This is a genomic window from Frankia sp. AiPa1, assembly GCF_023243075.1.
Classification (GTDB): Bacteria; Actinomycetota; Actinomycetes; order Frankiales; family Frankiaceae; genus Frankia.
In genome coordinates, this window is record NZ_JALKFZ020000141.1 from 121,093 (window position 1) to 141,318 (window position 20,226).

Genomic DNA, 20,226 nt, shown 5'->3' on the forward strand with positions numbered 1-20,226 from the left:
GCCGGTGAACAGGCACCTTGCCCGACCACCACATCGCCGGAATGTCTGCGTGCACTCCGCGGGATACCGCGCGTCAGGCCGCCCGGCTGGCCAGGCCCTGGGCATACTCGAGCCACCACTGTCCAGCCGCTGGGCCGCCGTTGCAGGCGCCGTCCGACTCGCCGGGCACCTTCACCCACAGAAAGGCGTCGACCCGCGGGTTTCCGGTGGCAGCGGTCGGCGCCACGCCGAGACCGCGCCCGGGCGGATTGCACCAGGTGTTGTCGGCGGCCGGCCCACGCCCGTTGCGCGAGGTGTCCACGACGTAGTGCGCCCCGCCACCGACGGCCGCGACCACGGCGTCGCCGTAGACGATCTCGCTGGCCGTGTCGTCGAAGTTCGAGACGTTCAGCGCGAACCCGCGGGCCCGCTCCACCCCCGCCAGACGCAGCCGGGAGGCCATGACCGCGGCGGGCTGCCAGTCCGCGTGGCCGGCGTCAAGATAGACGTCGGCCCCGGTGCCGGCAAGCTTGTCGACGGCGTAGTTCAGCATGGCGTAGCGAGCCGTCGTGGCGGCTGGGGACAGACAGTCCATCTGAGCCAGCGCGTCCGGTTCGACGATGACCGCGGCCGCTCCCTGGCCGAGCCCGGCGGCGAAGGCGTCGATCCAGGCCGGGTAGGCCGCCTGGTCGGCCACGCCGCCGACGGACTGCCCGCCGCCGCAGTCCCGCTGCGCAATGGCGTAGGCGACGAGCAGCGGCAGGGCGCCCGCGGCCCGCGCGACCCGCACCCGCTGGGCGACCTGGGTACGTACCGTGGTCGGATTCGGATCGCCGAACCAGTCGGCATGCCCGTGATCGGCAATGCGGGACAGCGTCTGCGCCCCCGCCGGATCGGTCGCGCGCAGCGTGTTCACCGCCCGGGCCGCGTCACTGTCGGGGTCGACGTACAGGTTGGCCGAGGCAAACGGATCTCCGACGGCAGCAGCCACGCCGGAGCCGGCAGCCAGCGACGAGGCCGCGCTCATGGATGCCGTCGCACCGGTCCCGGACGGGCCACGGGCGCCCGCCAGCCGGGTTGCGGTGGGACTGCCCGCGGCGGAGGCCGAGGGACGGTCCGGCGACGCTGTCCGGCCGGCACCGTCCCCGTCGCCGCCCGACCGAGCGGACGAGGTCGGGGCGGGATCGATCACGCCGGGCCGGGCGGCGACCATGCTCGAGCCGCCGGCAGCGCCCTGTCCCGGACCGAGTGTCTGCTGCAGACCGAAACCCGCACACATCAGCAGCAGGGCACCGGCACCCAGGCCCACTCGGAATCGCCGCTGCCCGTGGGAACCAGTCCCGGCGGGAAGCCGACGGTGGCGGCGGATCGGGGCGTTCGACACACGACCTCCGGCTACCGGCAGAACAGGGAGACTCCGGGCGACGGCCCAGGTAACGACCCAGGACAACGACCTGGGACGGCGGTGGCCCAGGTCGTTGGCAGCAGGTTATCGAGCACCGAACCGGCGAAGGCCGACGACGGTGTACGGACGGATCAGGCAATCCGAACGTTGAGACTTTCGAGAGGTTACGGCGGCCGAAGGAGACCTACCGATGGCCACAAGCACAGGAAACTGCCAGAATTCCCACCACACGCCTGGTTCGTTGTCGTGGAGATGTGAAACGGCCATCACGATCGCCGGTCGCCCGCAGACGGGTTCCGTCCGATCCGGGTCGGCCCTGTTCCACCTCGACGCAGCCCGGCCCGCACCCGCAGCAGCCCAGGTCGAGGCGCATCCTTCGCCACCACTGGAACAGGCGGACATCGCGGCCGACAGGAGTCACCGCCCACAGCGGCAGCGCGGGCAGAAGGGCAGAGCGGGCAGAAAGGCAGAGCGGGCAGGGAAGCAGCGGCAGAAACCGGAATGCGTGGACATTGACCGGTGACGAGAAAAGGCTCCGCGTCAGTTGGCGGCGGCGTTGTGGACGAGGTCGGCGGCGGCCTGCGGCCACCACGCACCGGCCTCGGGGTCGCCACGGCCGCATTCACCGTCGCTGGCGCCGGGGGTCTTGACCCACAGGAACGCGTCCGCGTGGGGATAGCCGGTGTCGGTCGTCGGTCGGTCGCCGAGTCCGCGCCCGGGCGGGTTGCACCAGGGGTGCGAGATGCCGGTCGCGGGGCCCCGGCCGTTGCGGGAGGTGTCGATGACATAGTGGGCGCCGCCGAGCAGCCGGGAGAGCACCTCGCCGCGGGCCGCCTCATCCGCGGTGGCGTAGTAGTTCGCCACGTTGACCGCGAATCCGCGGGCATGTGTCACCCCGGCCTGGACCAGGCGGCGGGCCATCTCCGCGGCGTCGGTCCAACCACAGTTGGCGCCGTCGAGATAGACACTGGTCGCGGGCAGGCCGCCATAGACGTCGATCGCGTCGCGCAACAGGGCATAGCGCTCCTGGGCCTGGCCGGCGTCAAGCTCGTCGATCTGGCCGAGCGCATCCGGTTCGAGGACGACGACGGCCCGGGCGCCGCCGATGCCGGCCGCGACCTGGCTGGTGAACTGACGGTAGGAGCCGGCGTCGGGCAGGCCCCCGGATGAGTAGCCGGCACCCACGTCCCGGTGCGGGATCGCGTACACCATGTACACCGCGGTGGAACCGGCCGCCTGCGCGGCGGCGGCCCGAGCGTGCACCTCGCCAGCCACGTCCTTGATCCAGTCGCCCACCGGGAACGCGGTGGGGGTCCGCACCAGCGTCGCGATCGTGGCCGCCTCGTCGCGATGAGCGGCGGCGCGCTGCGCCGCCTGGCTGTCCGGATCGGCGAGGAACGGCGCCCGGGGCGCGCGGGTGGCGGCGCCGTCGCTGTCGGGAGCGGCGATCGCCGTCTGGTTCACGGCGTCGGCCCCGCCGACCGGGCAGCGGGTGCGGTCCGGCGCGGGTACCGGCGCCGCGGCGGTGGCCCCTCCGGTCCGGCCTGATCCTCCGTCCGAACGCCCGTCATCCCCGCCGCCCAGGCCGCATCCGGCCAGCGAGGCCGCCAGCGCCAGCAGTGCCGTGAAGGCCAGGACCGCGGCGCCCCGGCGCGCAGGCTCCCGGGTCACGGGCATCGACCTGGTTGACGGCACGGCGGCGTCCTCTCTGCGGAGACTCGCGTGACAGGTGGTGACGCGAGGGTCTGGCGGCGGCTCGCGGATCAGGCCTCGCCGAAGGCCGGCGCGCGCAGGGTGGGCAAGGTCGAACGAAGTGGGCAGGGCGAGCAGGGACAGGAGGCGGGGCGGTCAGGGGCAGGGCGGACAGAGCTCGGGGCAGCCTGCACCGCCGGGCGTCACTGGGCCACATGCACCCAGCTGGCGACCGACGGCACGCCTGCCCCGTTGTCGACAAAGAGCATGTAGTAGTCACCCGGCAGAACGTTCGGGTTCGTCGGCACGCTCACCGTGACCGTACCGTCTGCCTGGGACGCGATCGGCAGAGCCACGGATCGTTGCTCGGTATCCGTCACGTGAGTGTAGGCTCCCGGCCGGATCAATCGGACCTTTGCGACTTTCTGGGACACTTTCAGGGTGAGGGAAGTACCGCGCGTCACGGCGTTCGGCGCAGTGCGAATCACCGGACGCGTCCCGGCGTACAGGTACGGCGGCGAGTAGACCTCGACCCTCGTCTCGAAGGTGTTGTCGTCGCTGAGCGGGTTGGACCCGAACACCGCCACCCGTCCATCCGGGAGCAGGATGTACTCGGAGTGATAGTCCCGGCCGACGTGCGGGTCGGCCACCTTGCGGAAGGTGTTCGTCGTCGGGTTGTAGATCTCGGCGGTCAGGGTGTCCTTGGCCCGGTAGCGCCGGGAGCCACCCGAGACCAGCACCGTGTCGTCGGGCAGCACGACCGCGCCCGGATAGCGCTTGGGCGAGCTGAGGTCTGCACCACGCTCCCAGACGGGCTGGGGCTTCGTCAGGTCGACGATCGCGGTCCGGTCGGTGGCCACCTGGGTGTCGCCGACGCCACCGCCGCCGATGAACATGATCTTCTGGTCCTGCGCCGGGGCGAGCAGCACCGTGCCGGCCGTCTCGTTGACCTCGGGCAGCGGCAGGCCCGTCACAGGCTGGAAGTTGTTGTTCGTGAGGTTCCACAACCCGGACTGCCGCGCCTCCAGTGACGCCGGGCCGTAACCCGCGTTCGCCCCGGAGAAGAACAGCCGGCCGTCCGCGGTCAGCAGCAGCGACGGGTAGGTCGGGAACTCCTTGACCAGCTCGGGGTGCTCGATCCAGCTCGCGGAGGCGCTGTCGTACGACTCGGTGTTGCCCGGGTCGATGTCGCCTTTCTCGTTCAGCCCGGATACGGCGACCACCGCCCCGTTGGCGAGTGTGACCAGCGTCGGATACCAGCGGGCGTGCCGCAGAAAGCCGGTCTTGGTATAATGCTCGGTTATCGGGTCGAACAGGTAGGCGTCCTTCAGCCCCTCGTATTCCTTCTTTTTGCCGTCGGGGGCGTCCTGGGCGAGGACCTCGTACGCCTTGGTGCCACCGGCGATGAGCAGGTCACCGTTGGGCAGGAAGGCATGCCCGGCGCAGAAGAGGTCCCAGGGGGTGTAGATCTTCTGGAACGTGTTCGCGACCGGGTCCCACAGGACGGTCTCGTACCGCTTGGCGTCGAAGTTCTTCTTGTCGTTGCCCGAGCCGGCCATCAGCAGCACCTTGCCGGTGCGCAGCATCGCCGCGTGGATCGAGCGCGACCCACTGTCCGCCACGATGTCCCAGCGCCCGTTCGTGCGCATGTAGTCCGGCTGGTGCGACCGCCACTCGTTGAGCCGGTCGGACGCCCAGGAGTTGACATAAGGGAAGTTGCCGGCCAGCACCACGAGGACGATGATCGAGGCCTGCAGGATCCGCCGGCGACGGCGGGACTTCGTCGGCGTCGCCACCACCGGCGCCATCCGCGGATCGTCCAGGGGATTACGGTTTCCTGATTCCGAACGGCGGTCAGCCTCGGACCGGTGGCCCGGCCCGGTCCGACGATCAGCCGCGGGCCGACGGCCCGGCTCCGCGGGGCGGGCCGACCTCGCGCGGTGGCCAGGCTCCGGGCGGTGGTCCGTCGCTGGGTGCCGGTCGGGCCCGGGGGCACGGCCCGGGGCGGGACGTTCAGGGGGCTCAGCCCACCGGTCCGATCCACCTCGCCGCTCCGATTCCCCCCGCCGGTCGGGCTCGATGCGCCGGTCGAGCTCCGGACGCCGGTCGGAAGCGGGACGGCGCGCACCGTCTCCCGCGGACGCGGCACCACCGAGAGCCGGCAGGTCGGTAACCGTCGGCTCGTCGGGTTCCGGTCGGTGATCGCGGCGCCGCGCACGGTCGGCCATCAGCCAAGCTCCTCAAGCAGGCCATCAAGGGAAACCCGACGCCGACGCGGGGTAAGGCGCATCGTCACGTCCTCGACATAGGCCGGTTGGTCACCGACCGCGGCGCCGACTCCGGCGAGTTCCTCGCGGCGAGCGGTGATGACCGTCTCCTGCTCGGCGTAGGACGAAGCGGCAGCGGGTGTGCGTCCCGCGGACACCCGCTCCCCCACCGGTATCGGCGGAGTGGACGGGCGCGCGCCGCGCCGGTCCGGACCATCTCCCGCACGGTGATCACCAGCATCATCGTGCCCGGAACCGCCCTTGCCCCCGCGTGCCGCGTCGGTCCGCACGGGCCGGCTGGCGGCCAGGTGCTCCCGGGCACGTTCCTCGTCGGAGCGGCCGGGATCCTTGGGCAGGCGGGCCGGCGAGTCGGGCAGGGCACGGGTGATGACCGTGTCGTTGTCCCGGTCTCGGTCCTGGCTGTGCTCTTGGTCCTGGCTGTGCTCTCGGTCCTGGCCGGACTCGCCGTCCCGGTCGCTCTCGCCGCCTCGGCCGGGCCTACCGCCCGACGCGCCGGTCGTGGCGGCCCGTGCGGTGACAGCGGCCACCTCCGCGGCGGACAGCAGCAGGGTCGGACCGTCGACGTCGGTGGCGGCGCCATTGCTGGCGGCGGAGTCGGCCCCCGCACCCGCCCCGGCGGGAGTACGGTCCCGCCCGGAGATGCCGGCTGGCACCGGCCCACCGGGCTGTGCCGCCGGCCCGCGTGGAGGAGCTCCCTGGGGACGCGCACCGACGATGGTGACCGTGTCCATGGTGAGGCCGTCGTCCGCGGTGAGGCCGTCGGACAGTTCCACCTCCTCGGTGACCGGATCCCTGAATCCGGCGGCCACCACGGCCGGCACCTCCTCGGTGACCGGGTCGTCCGCCGCCGCACGCCGTTGTGCGGCCGGTGATGCCGGCCTCATCACGCTGGTCGCCCCGCGACCGGCGGGCGCGCCGGGGCGGGTGGAGGGCTCCGAGCCTGGCCCGGGGATGGGCCAGGCGGCCTCGGCCGCCTGTCTCGGGGCCGGCACGTGCGCGGCCGGCAGTGGGTTCGGGGCCTTGGCTCGCCGCGGGGCGAGGATCGGTTCGAGACCCCACAGGCCGATCGGGATCAGACAGGTGACCAGCGACAGCGAGACCCAGACCATGTTCGCCGGGTAAAGGTGCCCGAGGACGGCGGCGGCGGTGATCGACCCGCCCGACCAGGCCGCCCAGAACAAATGCTTGCGGAAGGTCATCAGCCGGTCTGGGCTTGCCTGGTCGCCCTTGGGTGTCACGACGAAACCGAGCTTGCGGCGGAACACCGCGCCGACCAGCGCCGTCGAGTAGAAGGGTGTGCACAGCACGGACACGAAGATTCCGGACATTCCAGCGCTGCCGGCTTCCTCGTGCGGGCTCGTGTTGAATCGGCGCAGCCAGAAGTACAGCAGCAGCCGCGCGGCGAACACGTCGAAGTAGAGCGCGAGCCACGCCGAGACGTGCACGACGACACCGGTGGAGCCCAAGGCCATGTACGTCGTCGTGAGCATCATGCCGAGGATCCAGGTCAGTGCGACGGTCGGGTAGTGCAGCATCAGCGTCGCGTAGTGCAGCCGAGGGCCCCAGGAAAGCCGGCGCATCCGGCTGGCGGCCTCGGTGACGAGCACCTCGTTGGCGCCGCGGGCCCAGCGCAACTGCTGGCTGAAGAAATCCGTCCAGGTCGCCGGGCCCTCGCCGACCGCGATCACGTCGGGCGTGTAGACCGAGGTCCACCGGTGCCTCGTCGTCGGGTTGCGCGCGCCGTGGACGGCGAAGGACGTCGCGAGATCCTCGGTGATGGAGTCCTGGAAGCCCCCGATCTGCCGCCACGTCTCCACCCGGTAGGCGTGGTTCGTACCGACGAACATCCCGCAGGCGAACCGGTTGGCCGCCCGCTGGACGACCGAGTGGAACATGTAGTTCTGGGCCTCCGCCCCGCGGGTGAGGTAATGACGGAAGTTGCCATAGACCTGCGGACCGACGACGAACGCGACGTTCGGGTCCCGGAAGTAGCCGAGCATGCGCTCGGCGAAGTTCGGCAGGGGAATGTGATCGGGGTCGACGGAAAGCACCACGTCGTAACCATCGCCATGGGCGTCCAGCCACGCGTTGTGATTACCGTGCTTCGTCTTCGCCCGGAATCGGCCGCGGCCGGTGTTCCAGCGTTCGATGCCCTTACGCGAGAAATGGTGAATGCCGATCTCGGCACACATCGCTCGCACCGCCGGATCGTTGCCCTCGTCGAGAAGCCACACGTCGATCGTCGAGTCGTGCTTGATGTTACGCGCCGCGATCAGGGTGTCCCGGACGACGTCGAGAGGTTCCTTGGACGGCACGATGGTCGTCGTGAACGCCACCCGCAGACCCGTCGGTGGACGCACGGGAATGGGATTGCGCATGATGAACGCCGACCAGCACAGTGTGATCGAGTTCAGCAGCCGGATACCTTCGGTCACGACGATCAGCCAGAACATCACCGTATTGCCGACCTGGACCGCGGTCGGCAGGTACCGGGCGTGCGGATAGTGCGCGGGCTGGATCAGCCAGACGAAGAACAGCGACGACAGGCCCACCGTGGCGATCAGCTGGGGCAGCACCTGGTAGAGATGCCGTCCCACCATGATCTTGCGATAGGCGACGTGGTACTCCCCCCGGGCCGGCGGCTCCTGCAACGGTCCGGCGAGCGTCGAGAACGACGCGTAGTCATACGCCACGGTGACGGCTCCTGTGGGCTCGGCCCGCGCTGCCCGGGGACCTCGCGGTGACGGCGGACGCCGCTGTGCCAGACGACCTCAGGGCACGGGGGGACGCGGGCCCGCGCTGCCCGCGCTCGAGTACCAGCCAGCCCACCGCCGCGCCGACCATGACGACTCCGCAGGCCAGGGCGACCCAGAGCCAGACCCCGGGCCCACTTGACGTGACCGGTTCGTCGGTCTGAAAGGTGCCGATCCGCAGCCGGCCGATGGTGCTCCGCAGCGGGTCGGCGGCATGACGCCGGCCGAGCGCCAGGGCGACGATGGCCACCCCACATACCAGCGGCAACGCGGCCAGCATCCGAAGGCCGGTCCAGCGCACCAGCAGGCAGGCCACGATCGCGAGCACCGCGGCGACGATCACCAGTGCGCCGGTCGGCGCCAGGGCCCAGCCGGAGCGCGTGGCGACCAGCAGGTGTGCACCCCGGTCGGACAGCGTCGCGCTCGCCCAGGTCCGCGGCACGGTGAGCAGGGCCACCAGTCCAGCCAGGGCACACAGCGTCAGCGCACGGTCGGCCCAGACGTTCCGCGCGGGCGCGGGATCGCGGACGTCACCCCCGCTCCCGGCAGTGTCCTCGGTATCCGGGCTGTCCCAGGCGTCCGAGCTGCCCCCGGTGTCCGAGCTGTCCGCGAGGGCCGCGTCATCGGCGAGGTCCTGAGCCAACGGGGCCGACGGGGCCGGCGCGTCCGGGTCGGCCAGGTCGGCCCCGGCATCCCAGTTCTCGCCAGCATCCCAGTTCTCCCTGGCGTCCAGGGCCTGCCGGTCGCCGGCGCCCGGCTCGTCGTGGAACACGAAACCCCTCCCAGCGAAACGGCCACGCGGTGCGGCCATCAGGCCGATCCGCATTGCCGCACCGCGATACCGCGCCACCCCCTGGCGCGACGGAACACTCATCCGTCCGTACATCCGCGCCGGACAGAACCCTGCTGACAGACGCGCAGCGACACGCTAATGTTGCGGCGCCCGCACAGGATTACCGTTACGTCAGCGTTCCTCAGGAACACTGTGTGTACAGATTATGCGGTGGCCACCGAATAGGCCTCGACGGGGTCGGTCCCGCGACACCAACCCGGCAGGAACGTGAGGGTTGCGCCTGGCAGGGTTCCTGGTCGCCCGGCTGGACGCCGAACGTGATCCGGCCCGCACGCTTCCTGACCGTTTCACCTGCCTGACATGATGCTCACCTGCGGATGATGAGAACGGTCGCGACGACGACGCCGAGCGTGATGACCGCGGCACGCAACAGTGCGGGATGCATTCGGCGGGCGATCCGCGCGCCGATCAGGCCACCGGCCAGCGAGGCCACGACAAGAATGCCGGCATAGCCCCAGGCCACCTTCGCTGTGACCAGGAACACCACGACGCCCACGCCGTTCACGCCGAAGGCAAGAAGGGTCTTGAGTCCGTTGGTGCGCTGCAGGTCGTCACTGAGCAGGATGCCCAGCACGCCGAGCAGCAGAACACCGAGCCCGGCACCGAAGTAGGAGCCGTACACCCCAGCCACGAGCACCCCGGCCCGCGTCGGCCAGGTGACCTCCGCGACCGTCCGGTCGGCCGAGGACGCTCCGATGACTGGAGGTGCCCCGACTGCTGCGGACGTCCCGACACCTGGGTACGTCCCGGCAGCTCCGGGCGTCTCGGCGGCCGGGTGCGTCCTGGCGGCGACGGCCGCGGATGCGGCGGCCCGGCGGCGGGCTACCAGCGCGGCGAGCCGGGTCTGGGCGGCCAGCAGCAGGCAGGAGGCCAGGACGAGGTAGGGCACCACGGCACGGAAGCTCGACGACGGCGTGGCCAGGAGAACGACGGCGCCGATGACACCGCCGAGCAACGCGGGCGGACCGAGCGCGCGCAGCCGGTCGACCTGGTCGGCGAGCTCACGGCGATATCCGAGCGCCCCGCCGGCATACCCGGTGAGCAGTCCCACCGACGAGGTGATGTTGGCCGTCAGTGCTGGCAGACCGGTCGCGAGCAACGCCGGGAAGGCGATGAGCGTGCCGCCACCGGCGATCGCGTTGACCGCGCCCGCGAGCAGACCCGCTCCGATGGTGAGCAGCGCGTCGCCGGGTCCCACCTGATCTTCCTCCTCGCCCACCCACCCGCCGCCGGGTTACACCAGAACGTTCCTGGCCGAGCATCCATCCCAGGCGCGCGAGCGGGGAAGCGGATGTGACGAAGCGGATGTGACCCGTTCGGCGCGAGGCCGAGGCGAGACCAGGTGCGTGGTCACGGTCCCCTACAGGTCGAACTCCTCCGGGTTGATCCCGACGGCGAAGCAGGCCTCCCGCACGACGGCCTGCTCGGACTTGTCGAACGTGCCGTCAGCGCCGCCGATCACGATGCCGATCTGGATGACGGCCCGGGCCTCGGCTGGCTTCTTCTTCGTCTTGCCGATGTCCTGCAGGACCGAGACCTTGCCGAACTCGAAGTCGGCCTGCAGTTTGCCGACGTAGTCGTTGAACCGGCGCTGCAGGTCGTCGGCCGGGAAGTTGTTCAGCACGTCGTTGGAGACGATCAAAGACGCGACGCGCTGGCGCTCGGCCGGGTCGATCGTGCCGTCGGCGGCGGCGACCAACGCACAGATCGCCATGCTCGCGTCGCGGAAGGCGCCGCTCTTCAGGTCGTTCTTCTTCGCGGTCAGCTGGCCCTGCATGGACTGGGCCGACTGGCGAAGCTGATTCCAGATGGGCACCTCGGCTCCTTCGCACGAGAGTGTCCGGACGGCGAGCGCCCGGAGGGTCGGGTCGGCGGCGGGGGCCGACGACAGACGGCTTCAGCAGGGTGAACGCACGATCCACCGCCCACGATCCCATGACAGCGGGCCGGACCCCACAGATCCCGCCCGGACTGGCGCGCCCGCGGTCAGCCCGAGCCGGACCCGGAGCGGCCCGAGACGCCGTTGAGGCGGTCGACCGCCGCCTGGGCCGACCCGATCGTCGAGAAGTCGACCGCGATGAAGGTCGGCGTCCGGCCCTGCTCACCGCGGCAACGCTGCGCTCGGTTCCCGAGGGCACCGGCGTTGTTGGACGTCAGCGCCGCCTGGCGGCTGGGTGCCGTCGCGGTGATCCAGTTGTTCATCAGCAGCAGCGAAGACCCGGCGGAACCCCGGTTGCGCGGGCAGCCAACGAGGTCGGCGGGCTGCTTCGCGTCGAACGGAGTGTCGCTCGCGTACCGGTAGAAGCCGCGCAGGAACGTTCCCGGCAGGTCCTGCTGTTCGGTGAAGATGACCAGCCGTCGACCCGAGCCGATCATCGAGCCGAGAGTGGGCCAGCGGCCGTGCGGGTCATCCGGTGGGGTGGCGACCATCCCGGCGAGCCCGGCCGCCGCCACACCTCCGGCGATCTCGCTGGCCGGCACGTCGTTGTCCTGGACGATCAGCGTGACGACCTCGGTGGGATTACGGTTCATCCAGTCCCGGATCTGGCCCAGTGCGGCGACGTAGTCCAGTGCGCCGAGCTGACAGACGTCATGGCACAGCCACACTCCGGGGCGCTGCGAGACCGCGCCGCGGGTCAGTGGCTCGAGGGCCGCCCTGGTCGTCGGCGGCAGAGTCGCCAGGTAGGACGCGACCTGCTCGGCCGGTGTCCAATGGTGGACGTCGACCAGCAGAGTGCGCACACCGAGGTCGAGCTGGTGGACGATCGTCGGGTCCTGGGACGGGCCGAGGAAGCGGTCCTCGCTGTTCGCCATCGCGTTGTGGGTGGCCAGGTAGGTGACCTGGTCGTAGCGCCGGTCGCACAGCGACGGGCTGGACTCGCACATCCGGCGGGCCTCGGCGGCGGAGCCCGGGAACGCCGTCCAGGTCACACTGATCATCACCGGCACCGCCAGTGCGAACGCGGTGGCGAGCCGGCGGCGCCGGCCGCTCCCGCCCCAGCGGGCCGAGAGCGACACCAGAAACGACAGGCCGCCCATGACCACCCCCAGCGCCAACGTCCAGCCGACGATCCGCAAGTAGTCAGCCTCGACGGTGCGATAGGCCTGCCGGGAGAAGTCGACCAGGACGGCGCTGGCGCCCGGCGGCAACGGCGAGTGCGGGCCGGCAAGCGGACGCAGCGGGTTGGGCAGCACGAGGCGCAGCAGGACGCCGACCACGCCCAGGGCGAGCCCGGCGGCGACGACCGCGCCAGCAGCCGCCCGCACCCGGGAAAGCCCGCGGCGTCCCGCGAGCGCCACGATGCCGACCAGCGCCGCCGCCAGCAGCACCGCGAGAAGCACGCAGAACCAGGTCAGCAACGGGGTGAGGTCGTGCAGGTGGTCGACGGCCGTGATGGCCGGCTGATCGCGCAGATCCGACAGACGCACCCCGAGATCGAGGGTGGAGCCGTGCAGCGACTGGCGCATCCGCGCGGTGGCCCGCTCGTCACCCTGAAACAGCTGCGGGCCGATCAGCGCGAGTGCGCCCGCGACATCGCCCTCGCGCAGCAACGCCCGCAGCCGCGGTTCGACCTGGGTGCGGGTGGCCCGGTCGACCCGGTCGAGCAGGAGCGGCAGGACCCGGTCGGCGTCCTGGGCGGTCAGTTCGATCGTGGGCAGCGACGTCGGCGGCCGGCCGGCGGCGATGTCATTGATCGCGGTCAGCACATCCTGGGTGAAGTCGGCTACCGAGGTGACCGGATAGGTGCTGCCCGATCCGAGCTCGCCAGCGATGTAACGGTTGGCCAGGCCCGAGACGTTGCCGAAAATCGGCGCCAGGTCGACGGCGAGTTCGACGTCGTTCGTGCTGCCCCGCAGGTAGTCGACGATGCGGGTGAACTGCTCGTCGGTCAGCGCCTCGACGGTGGCCGGTGGCAGCACCGTACGCAGGTTGGCGGTGATCAGCGAGCTGTCGATCGGCAGGCCGGCGAGCAGGGCGTTCACCGCCGGGTCGGGCAGTACCTCGGTGTAGAGGCGGTCGTAGGCATCGGCCCGGTTCAGCGACTGGGAGTAGAACGACGGGTTGAGCACCGTGCGCGACGCGGTGAGAGTGACCACCAGCGGCACGGCGCACAGCACGACCAGAACAACCAGTGCCAGGTGCACGACCCGCCCCCGGGCACCCAGGGGACGGCGCGCCGTCGGCTCATGTTCGTCAGTCTCGCCACCCACCACAACGAAGATATCGCGCCGACGTTGCGGGCCGGTCCCGCCGGGGGCCACCCGGACGGCAGGTCCAGATGGGTGGCACCCGTCGGCGAGGGCAGCAGCCGTCAGCGGTCGTGATCAACTGCCAGGCGCAGCTCGGGATGGACGACCTCGGCCAGAATCCCGTGGATGCGCGCGGCCACCTCGTCGGGGTCGCCCGCACCGTCGATGGTGTGCAGCAGACCGGCCTGCCGGTAATAGCGGCGCAGCGGCGCGGTCTCCTCGGCGAAGACCTTCATCCGGCGCCGGGCGGTCTCCTCGGTGTCGTCGAGGCGATCCTCGGTGTGGGCGCGGCGGCGGATGCGGTCGAGCACCTCGTCGACGTCCACGTCGAGGTCGATGACCGCGTCCAGCGGGCCACAGCTGGCCGCGAGCATCCGATCGAGTGCCTCGGCCTGCGGGTAGGTGCGGGGGAAGCCGTCGAACAGGAATCCCTCGGCGCAGTCGACGCCGACGGCGAGCCGATCGGCGACCATGTCGAGGACGATCTCGTCGGGGACGAGCTCGCCGCCCCGCACGTACCGCTCGGCCCGCCGTCCCAGCGGCGTTCCGGCGGCGATCTGCCGGTCGAACAACTGGCCGGTGGAGATCGTCGGAATGCCGTGGCGGGCGCTGATCCGGGCGCCCTGCGTTCCCTTGCCGGATCCGGGGGGACCGAGCAGCACGAGCCTCATGCCCATGGACGCTACCGCCAGCAGCATCGACGCCCCGCGCGGATCCCGGTCAATCGGGACAGATGCCTCGGGGAGCAAGCCAGATCACACCCGTTTGTCACCCGGCGCGCCGGCCCGGCCCGCTCCCCGCAGCACCTGCTCGCCGCGGGGAGCGCCACCGTCAGCGCCGGGTGGGAGTGATGGGGTCGGGCAGATCGGTGCGCCCCATGAGCTGCCGGTCGACGGCGGCGGCGGCGGACCGTCCCTCCGAGATCGCCCAGACGATCAGCGACTGGCCGCGGCCCATGTCACCGGCGACGAACACTCCGGGCACCGAGGTCGCCCAGCCCGCGTCGCGGGCGACGTTGCCTCGGGCGTCGAACTCGACGCCGAGCTCCTCGAGTAGTCCCGTGCGCTGCGGGCCGGTGAAGCCCATCGCCAGCAGCACCAGCTCGCAGGGCAGCTCGACGTCGGTGCCCTCGACCTTTTCGAAGCGTCCCTCGACGAACCGCACCTCGTGCAGGCGCAGCGCGCGCACGTGACCCGCGTCGTCACCGAGGAAGGAATCGGTGGACACGGCGAACATCCGCTCGCCGCCCTCCTCGTGCGCACTGGACACCCGGTAGATGATCGGGAAGGACGGCCACGGGTTCGCCGGCGCGCGCAGCTCCGGCGGCCGCGGCATGATCTCGAGCTGGTGGACAGACGCCGCGCCCTGGCGGTGTGAGGTGCCCAGACAGTCGGCGCCGGTGTCACCGCCGCCGATGATGACGACCCGCTTGCCCTTCGCCGTGATCGGCGGCTCGACGAGCTCACCGAGCGCGACCCGGTTCGCCGGCTCCAGGAACTCCATCGCCAGGTGAATGCCGTCGAACTCCCGTCCGGGTACCGGCAGGTCCCGCCCGATCGTCGACCCGCCGGCAAGGACCACGGCGTCGTAGGACGAACGCAGCTCGTCGGCCGCGATGTCGACCCCGACATTGCAGGACGTGACGAAGGAGGTGCCCTCCGCCTCCATCTGGGCCAGGCGGCGGTCCAGGACCGCCTTCTCCATCTTGAACTCGGGGATGCCGTACCGGAGCAGACCCCCGATCTTGTCGGCCCGCTCGTAGACGACGACATCATGCCCGGCCCTGGTGAGCTGCTGCGCGGCGGCGAGCCCGGCCGGCCCGGAGCCGACGACGGCGACCCTGCGACCGGTGCGCACCGACGGCGGCACCGGGACGACCGTCCCGTCGGCGAAGGCCCGGTCGATGATGCTGACCTCGACCTGCTTGATCGTCACCGGGTCGTCGCCGATGCCGAGCACGCAGGCCGACTCGCACGGCGCCGGGCACAGCCGCCCGGTGAACTCAGGGAAGTTGTTCGTCGCGTGTAGCCGCTCGATCGCGTCCGGCCAGTCACCGCGCCGGGTCAGGTCGTTCCACTCGGGGATGATGTTCCCGAGCGGGCAGCCGTTGTGGCAGAACGGGATCCCGCAGTCCATGCAGCGGGCGGCCTGGTCGCGCAGATGCTGCTCCGGGAAGGTCTTGTAGACCTCCCGCCAGTCCTGGATGCGGATGTCGACCGGGCGGCGCGTCGGCAGCTCCCGGCGGTGCTTGAGGAAGCCGGTGGGGTCGGCCATGTCACTCCTTTCCGGTCACGAGAGGGGGCTCAGGCACGACTCGACGCCATGATCTCCTCCTCGGCGACGAGGCCCTGTTCCTCGGCGCGACGGATCGCGGTGAGCACCCGCTTGTAGTCACGCGGCATCACCTTGCGGAACGATCCGCGTGCGTTCTCCCAGTCGGCGTAGAGCCGGGCGGCCACCGTCGAACCGGTCTCCCGGCGGTGGCGGACCAGCAGGTCGCGCACAGTCGCCTCGTCCTCGGGGCCGAGGTCCTCGACGTCCACCATCTCCCGGTTGATCCGCTGCTCCACCGGGTCGTACAGGTAGGCGACGCCGCCGCTCATCCCGGCCGCGAAGTTACGCCCGATCTGCCCCAGGACCAGCACGGTACCGCCGGTCATGTACTCGCAGCCGTGGTCGCCGACGCCCTCGACGACCGCGGTGGCGCCCGAGTTGCGCACGCAGAACCGCTCGCCGACGATCCCGCGGAAGAACGCCTCGCCCGCGGTCGCACCATAGAGCAGCACGTTGCCGGCGACGATGTTGTCCTCGGCGCGCAGCGGCGACTCCTTCGGCGGGAAGACGAAGATCTTGCCGCCGGACAGGCCCTTGCCGGTGTAGTCGTTGGCGTCGCCCTCGAGCGTCAGCGTCATCCCGCGGGGGGCGAACGCGCCGAAGCTCTGGCCCGCGGAGCCGGTGAAACGCAGCTGGATGGTGTCGTCCGGCAGACCAGCGCCGCCGTAGCGCTTGGTCACCTCGTAGCCGAGCATCGTGCCGACGGTGCGGTTGACATTGCGGATCGGCATCTCCAACCAGACCGGCCGGCCCTCGTCGAGCGCCCCCTCGCAGAGCTGGATGAGCGAGTTGTCCAACGCCTTGTCCAGGCCGTGGTCCTGGCTGGAGGTGCAGTGCAGCGAACCACCGAACGGCCGCTCGGGGGTGTGCAGCAGCGGGGTGATGTCGAGCCCCGAGGCCTTCCAGTGCTCGATCGCCGCGCGGGCGTCGAGCAGGTCGACCCGGCCGACCGCCTCCTGCAGCGTGCGAAAGCCGAGAGCGGCCAGGTAGCCGCGGACCTCCTCGGCGATGTAGGTGAAGAACGCCTCGACGAACTCGGGCTTACCGGTGAACCGGGCCCGCAGCTGCGGGTTCTGGGTGGCCACGCCCACCGGACAGGTGTCGAGATGACAGACGCGCATCATCACGCAGCCGGCGACGACCAGCGGGGCGGTCGCGAAGCCGAACTCCTCGGCGCCAAGCAGAGCGCCGATGATGACGTCACGACCGGTCTTGAGCTGGCCGTCGACCTGCACGACGATCCGGTCGCGCAGGCCGTTGAGCAGCAGCGTCTGCTGCGTCTCGGCCAGGCCCAGCTCCCAGGGGGCGCCGGCGTGCTTGAGCGAGGTCAGCGGCGAGGCGCCGGTGCCGCCGTCATGCCCGGAGATGAGCACCACGTCGGCATGTGCCTTCGAGACACCGGCCGCGACCGTGCCGACCCCGACCTCGGCAACCAGTTTCACGTGGACCCGCGCCTTCGGGTTCGCGTTCTTCAGGTCGTGGATGAGCTGGGCGAGGTCCTCGATCGAGTAGATGTCGTGGTGCGGCGGCGGGGAGATCAGGCCGACGCCCGGGGTGGAGTGCCGGGTCTTCGCGATCCACGGGTAGACCTTGTGACCAGGCAGTTGGCCACCCTCGCCGGGCTTGGCGCCCTGGGCCATCTTGATCTGGATGTCGTCGGCGTTGGTCAGATAGTCGCTGGTGACACCGAACCGGCCGGAGGCCACCTGCTTGACCGCGCTGCGGCGCAGGTCACCGTTGGCGTCGGGGACGAACCGCCGGGCGTCCTCCCCGCCCTCACCGGTGTTCGACTTGCCGCCGAGACGGTTCATCGCGATGGCGAGGGTCTCGTGTGCCTCGGCGCTGATCGAGCCGTAGGACATCGCACCGGTGGCGAACCGCTTCACGATCTCGCTGACCGGCTCGACCTCGTCGATCGGCACCGGCGGGCGCACCCCGGAGCGCAGCTCGAACAGCCCGCGCAGGGTCGCGTTCTCGCGAGACAGCCCGTCGATCTTGCTGGTGTACTCCTGGAACACGTCGTACTGGCGGGTGCGGGTGGCGTGCTGAAGCAGGAAGACCGTCTCCGGGTTGAACAGGTGAATCTCGCCCTCGCGGCGCCACTGGTACTCGCCGCCGATCTCGAGCCCCCGATGGGCGAGCTCGGAAGCGACCCGCGGGTAGGCGCGACGGTGCCGGGCCGCGACCTCGTCGGCGATGACGTCGAGGCGGACGCCGTCCAGGCGCGAAGGGGTGCCGACGAAGTAGGTGTCGACGAACTCCTGGGCGAGCCCGATCGCCTCGAAGACCTGCGCGCCGGTGTAGCTGGCCACGGTGGAGATGCCCATCTTGGACATCACCTTCAGCACGCCCTTGCCAAGCGCCTTGATCAGGTTCTTCTCGGCCTGTCCGCGGGTGATACCGGTGATCTCGCCCTCGTCGATCAGGGTGTCGACCGACTCGAACGCCAGGTAGGGGTTGACCGCGGCGGCGCCGTATCCGGTGAGCAGGGCGATGTGGTGGACCTCGCGGGCGTCGCCACACTCGACGATCAGCCCGACCTTGGTCCGGGTACGCTCCCGGATGAGGTGGTGGTGCACGGCGGCGGTGAGCAGCAGCGACGGGATCGGCGCCTTGCGCTCGTCGGAGTCACGGTCGGAGAGCACGACGATGCGCGCACCATCGGCGATGGCCTCGCTGACCCCGGCGCAGATCTCGTCGAGCCGGGCGGTGAGCGCCTCGCCCCCGCCGTCGACGTCGTACAGACCGCTGACGGTCACCGAGGCGAAGCCCGGCATGTCGCCGTCGTCGTTGATACCGATGATCTTGGCGAGCTGCCCGCTACTGATGACCGGGTAGGGCAGGTGCACCATCCGGCACGAGGCCGGTGACGGGTCGAGCAGGTTGCCCTCGGGGCCGAGGGTGCGCCCGAGGCTGGTGACCAGCTCCTCCCGAATCGCGTCCAGCGGCGGGTTGGTGACCTGCGCGAACAGCTGGGTGAAGTAGTCGAACAGCAGCCGAGGGCGCGAGGAGAGCACGGCTACCGGCGTGTCGGTGCCCATCGAGCCGATCGGCTCGGCACCGCCGCGGGCCATCGGCGCGACCAGGACCCGCAGCTCCTCCTCGGTGTAGCCGAAGACCTGCTGGCGGCGCAGCACCGACGAGTGGCCGTAGATGATGTGCTCGCGCTCGGGCAGGTCGTCGAGGGAGATGAGCCCCGCGTGCAGCCACTCCGCGTAGGGGGCGGCGGTAGCGAGCTCGGACTTGATCTCCTCGTCGCTGACGATGCGCCCCTGCGCGGTGTCGACGAGGAACATCCGGCCCGGCTGCAGCCGACCCTTGAGCACGATCTTGTGTGGCGGGATGTCCAGCACGCCGACCTCGGAGGCCATCACAACCAGGCCGTCGTCGGTCTGCCAGTACCGCGAGGGACGCAGGCCGTTGCGGTCGAGCACAGCGCCGATGACCGTGCCATCGGTGAACGCGATCGAAGCCGGGCCGTCCCAGGGCTCCATCAGCGTCGAGTGGAACTCGTAGAAGGCGCGCCGGGCCGGGTCCATCTCGGCGTGGTTCTCCCACGCCTCGGGGATCATCATCAGCACGGCGTGCGGCAGGCTACGCCCGCCGAGATGCAGGAGCTCCAGGACCTCGTCGAAGCTCGCCGAGTCGCTCGCGCCATCCGCGCAGATCGGGAACAGCCGGGACAGATCGCCGGGGATGAGGTCACTGGCCAGCAACGCCTCGCGGGCGCGCATCCAGTTGCGGTTGCCGCGCACTGTGTTGATCTCGCCGTTGTGGGCGACGAAACGGTAGGGATGGGCGAGCGGCCAGCTCGGGAACGTGTTCGTGGAGAACCGGCTGTGCACGAGCGCGATGGCGCTGGCGAACCGCGGGTCGTCCAGGTCCGGGAAGTAGGCCGCCAGCTGGTGGGTGGTCAGCATTCCCTTGTAGACGACCGTCCGCGACGACAGCGAGGCGACGTACACGCCCGTCTCCCGACGGATCCGCTTGCGCACGCAGAACGCCCGGCGCTCCAGAACCTGCCCGTCGATGGCAGCGGCAGCATCGGCCGGGTCGCTCGCCTGGACCGGACCGGACGCCGCACCGACGACATTCGTGTCGCCGGGCAACGCGACGAACAGCTGGCGCATGCGCGGCTCGACCTCGCGTGCGGCATGCCCGACGATGTGACTGACCGTGGGCACCTCACGCCAGCCGAGCACCCGCAGGCCCTCCTGGCGCACGATCCGACTGATCAGCCGGACGGCGTCGTCGCGCTCCCCCGCCACCTGAGGCAGAAAGGCGATGCCGACCGCATAGTGGCCTGGAGCAGGCAGGGCAAAGTCGACGACGTCCCGAAAGAACTGGTCAGGGACCTGGACGAGAATGCCGGCTCCGTCGCCGGTGTCCGGGTCACTACCCGAGGCGCCACGGTGATCAAGATTGCGCAGGACGGTCAGGCCCTGGTCGACCAGCTCATGGCTGCGACGACCGTGCACGTCGACGACAAAGCCAACACCACAGGCGTCATGTTCGAAACTGGGGTCGTAGAGACCTTGCGCGCTCGGCATCCGGCGAAGTCCTGTCCGTCTTCAGGGGCTGAAGGTGAGGCGGACGACGCTGTCCGAGGGTGAACCGCGACACGACGGCGCTGGCCCAGCTGCCCGCGTGCCTCCTGTCGAGTGTGCCACG

Annotated in this window: 11 protein-coding genes; all 11 read right to left on the reverse strand. The window is 70.7% G+C overall.

Features of this window, described 5'->3' with window-relative positions; translation table 11 throughout:
- Positions 1-73 precede the first annotated feature (73 nt).
- Positions 74-1,288 (reverse strand): glycoside hydrolase family 6 protein, encoded by a 1,215-nt coding sequence (locus MXD95_RS15610; RefSeq protein WP_250641352.1) that lies wholly within the window; start codon positions 1,286-1,288, stop codon positions 74-76.
- Between the two features lie 636 nt (positions 1,289-1,924).
- A complete protein-coding gene (locus tag MXD95_RS15615) occupies positions 1,925-3,061 on the reverse strand; it encodes a glycoside hydrolase family 6 protein (RefSeq protein WP_374122042.1) in 1,137 nt (378 codons plus the stop codon).
- Positions 3,062-3,279: 218 nt separating this feature from the next.
- Complete coding sequence (locus tag MXD95_RS15620; protein WP_250641354.1) at positions 3,280-4,884, reverse strand: galactose oxidase early set domain-containing protein; 1,605 nt, start codon at positions 4,882-4,884, stop codon at positions 3,280-3,282.
- Positions 4,885-5,303: 419 nt separating this feature from the next.
- Complete coding sequence (locus MXD95_RS15625; RefSeq protein ID WP_250641355.1) at positions 5,304-8,057, reverse strand: glycosyltransferase family 2 protein; 2,754 nt, start codon at positions 8,055-8,057, stop codon at positions 5,304-5,306.
- Positions 8,047-8,991, reverse strand: a complete 945-nt coding sequence (locus MXD95_RS28555) for a Trp biosynthesis-associated membrane protein (protein ID WP_285223649.1) — start codon at positions 8,989-8,991, stop codon at positions 8,047-8,049. The genes MXD95_RS15625 and MXD95_RS28555 overlap by 11 nt, the downstream gene beginning before the upstream one ends.
- 286 nt (positions 8,992-9,277) lie before the next feature.
- Positions 9,278-10,168: a sulfite exporter TauE/SafE family protein gene (locus MXD95_RS15635; RefSeq protein WP_250641356.1), complete on the reverse strand. Its 891-nt coding sequence runs from the start codon at positions 10,166-10,168 to the stop codon at positions 9,278-9,280.
- Positions 10,169-10,330: 162 nt separating this feature from the next.
- Positions 10,331-10,786 carry a tellurite resistance TerB family protein gene (locus MXD95_RS15640; RefSeq protein ID WP_250641357.1) on the reverse strand — a complete coding sequence of 152 codons (456 nt, stop codon included), beginning with the start codon at positions 10,784-10,786 and terminating at the stop codon, positions 10,331-10,333.
- 170 nt (positions 10,787-10,956) lie between these two features.
- The gene (locus MXD95_RS15645; protein ID WP_250641358.1) at positions 10,957-13,182 is read right to left on the reverse strand and encodes a phosphoinositide-specific phospholipase C-related protein; all 2,226 of its coding nucleotides are present in this window, start codon (positions 13,180-13,182) and stop codon (positions 10,957-10,959) included.
- A 101-nt stretch (positions 13,183-13,283) separates the two neighbouring features.
- Positions 13,284-13,892, reverse strand: coding sequence for an adenylate kinase (locus MXD95_RS15650; protein WP_250641359.1), 609 nt, complete (start codon positions 13,890-13,892; stop codon positions 13,284-13,286).
- A 160-nt stretch (positions 13,893-14,052) separates the two neighbouring features.
- The gene (locus MXD95_RS15655) at positions 14,053-15,495 is read right to left on the reverse strand and encodes a glutamate synthase subunit beta (protein ID WP_250641360.1); all 1,443 of its coding nucleotides are present in this window, start codon (positions 15,493-15,495) and stop codon (positions 14,053-14,055) included.
- Between the two features lie 29 nt (positions 15,496-15,524).
- Positions 15,525-20,105: a glutamate synthase large subunit gene (gene gltB, locus MXD95_RS15660; RefSeq protein WP_250641361.1), complete on the reverse strand. Its 4,581-nt coding sequence runs from the start codon at positions 20,103-20,105 to the stop codon at positions 15,525-15,527.
- Between the last annotated feature and the right edge of the window lie 121 nt (positions 20,106-20,226).

Bases quoted from the DNA above. Each gene is read 5' to 3' on its own strand.
- MXD95_RS15650 (WP_250641359.1), bottom strand. From the start codon at position 13,892: ATGAGGCTCGTGCTGCTCGGTCCCCCCGGATCCGGCAAGGGAACGCAG.
- MXD95_RS28555 (WP_285223649.1), bottom strand. From the start codon at position 8,991: ATGAGTGTTCCGTCGCGCCAGGGGGTGGCGCGGTATCGCGGTGCGGCA.
- MXD95_RS15615 (WP_374122042.1), bottom strand. From the start codon at position 3,061: ATGCCCGTGACCCGGGAGCCTGCGCGCCGGGGCGCCGCGGTCCTGGCC.
- MXD95_RS15655 (WP_250641360.1), bottom strand. From the start codon at position 15,495: ATGGCCGACCCCACCGGCTTCCTCAAGCACCGCCGGGAGCTGCCGACG.
- MXD95_RS15620 (WP_250641354.1), bottom strand. From the start codon at position 4,884: ATGGCGCCGGTGGTGGCGACGCCGACGAAGTCCCGCCGTCGCCGGCGG.
- gltB (WP_250641361.1), bottom strand. From the start codon at position 20,105: ATGCCGAGCGCGCAAGGTCTCTACGACCCCAGTTTCGAACATGACGCC.